Annotated in this window: 1 protein-coding gene and 2 pseudogenes; 2 read left to right on the forward strand and 1 reads right to left on the reverse strand. The window is 64.7% G+C overall.

Translation table 11 applies throughout. The annotated features are described in order from the left end of the window. Nucleotides 1–102 (forward strand): annotated as a pseudogene (locus tag ACLJK8_RS22600) (IS5/IS1182 family transposase); the annotation flags it as partial. A gap of 109 nt (nt 103–211) precedes the next feature. Here the strand turns inward: ACLJK8_RS22600 and ACLJK8_RS22605 are convergent. Continuing rightward, nucleotides 212–1,171, reverse strand: coding sequence for a GlxA family transcriptional regulator (locus ACLJK8_RS22605; RefSeq protein ID WP_413152662.1), 960 nt, complete (start codon nt 1,169–1,171; stop codon nt 212–214). A 108-nt stretch (nt 1,172–1,279) separates the two neighbouring features. Between ACLJK8_RS22605 and ACLJK8_RS22610 the strand changes: the two are divergent. After that, nucleotides 1,280–1,911, forward strand: a pseudogene (locus tag ACLJK8_RS22610) (FAD-dependent oxidoreductase); the annotation flags it as partial.

Consider the following 1,911-nt stretch of genomic DNA (forward strand, 5'->3'; position numbering starts at 1 on the left):
AAGCAGTTTCGAGGCATCGCCACACGCTACGACAAGGACCCGGAGAACTTCCTCGCCGCCGTCAAGCTCACAGCCGCGAGGATCTGGTGTCAGAGTTTATGAGTCGACGCCCTAGCTCGAAGCGAGACGAGCCCAAGCTCATCGCAGGCAGGATGGACCGAGAGTGGAAAGGAGAAACGGATCTCAAGGTCTCCTCGATCATCTCGGCTGCTCAGCGATTTGGCTCGTCCCGAAATCTTCCCGGCGTCGTTCCCTCGGCCGCCCGGAACACCCGGATGAGATGCGGAAGGTCGGTGAATCCTGTATCGGCCGCGATCCGGGTGGCAGAGCGTCGGGTCGATCGCAAAAGGTGCTTTGCCTGCTCCAGCCGGATCAGCCGATCCGCTTCGAGAGGCGTCATTCCGAGCGCCTCGCGGAAATGGCGCTCGAGCTTGCGACGGCTCACCTCCACCAGGCGCACCAGCGCCGCGATCGACAGCGGCGCGTCGATCGACTGCTGCATCAGGAGCAGGGCCTTGCGCACCAGGGGGTCGTCAGTGGCGAGCGCCAGCGGCATGCCGGGCTGTGGCACTTCCGCTGCCATCGCCTCGTCGATGATCATGATGTGCAGGCTTTTCGCTGCGCGCGCCCGCCCGAGGTGCCGCTCCACGATGAAGGCGGCGAGATGCGCCGACGACACCCCTCCCGAGCAGGTCAGTCGATCGCGATCGACGACGAAGATCTGGTCGGAGACCGGCTTCAGACCGTCGAAGCGCTCAAGGAAATCCTCGTGGTGGAACCAGCTGACGCAGGCGCGGTAGCCCCGCATCAGCCCGGCCCGGTGTAACACGAAGGTGCCCGTGCAGACGCCGACGAGGGGCACCCCCGCCGCCGCCGCGCGCTTGAGGAACCGCACGGCATCGGGGTGCAGGCTCTCGATCTCATCGACGAGACCGCCGACGACGACGATATAGTCGAAGCGCTCTGGGGCGCCGAGACGTTCATCGGGCTGCACGGAGATGCCGCTGCTCGACGACACCGGCTCGGTCGTTGCGGAAATCACTTTCCAGCCGCAGAGGATCGGCCGCGACCGGTCGCCTTCGTCCGCTGCCAGCCGAAGCACGTCGACGAAGTTGCCGAGCGCGCAAAGGGTGAAACGCCGCGTCAGGATGAAGCCGACATTCAGCCGCACTATGAGAATCCTTCCCCTGCCGTCAGTATACAGCAGGTCTGGCGCTTGCGTGCATCTCCGAATCGTTGCGCGGTGGCATAGAGCATCGACGTTTCTCGGAGGTTAGCCATGACGCATTTCTCCTTCGCCCAGGTGATCCGGGGCGCGCTGACCGGCCAGAAGAACTGGACGCCGCAGTGGCCCGACCGCGAGCCGAAGGCGGCCTATGACGTGGTGATCGTCGGTGCTGGCGGCCACGGCCTCGGCGCCGCCTACTACCTCGCGAAGGAGCACGGGATCACCAATGTCGCGGTGATCGACAAGGGCTGGCTCGGCGGCGGCAACACCGGGCGCAACACCACGATCATCCGCTCGAACTACCTCTACGACGAAAGCGCCCGGCTCTACGACCACGCCCTCGACCTGTGGGAGAACCTGTCGCAGGACCTGAACTACAACGTCATGTATTCCAAGCGCGGCGTGCTCATGCTCGCCCACAANGCTCTACGACCACGCCCTCGACCTGTGGGAGAACCTGTCGCAGGACCTGAACTACAACGTCATGTATTCCAAGCGCGGCGTGCTCATGCTCGCCCACAATGTCCATGACGTTCAGTCCTTCCAGCGGCATGTGCATTCCAACCGGCTGAACGGCGTCGACAACGTCTGGCTGTCGGCGAAGGAGGCCAAGGCCTTCTGCCCGCCGCTCGACCTCAACCCGAACGCCCGCTACCCGGTGATGGGCGCCGCCCTCCAGCGCC

Origin of the sequence: Amaricoccus sp. W119 (assembly GCF_047275745.1) — a bacterium.
In the GTDB taxonomy this organism is placed as follows: Bacteria; Pseudomonadota; Alphaproteobacteria; order Rhodobacterales; family Rhodobacteraceae; genus Amaricoccus.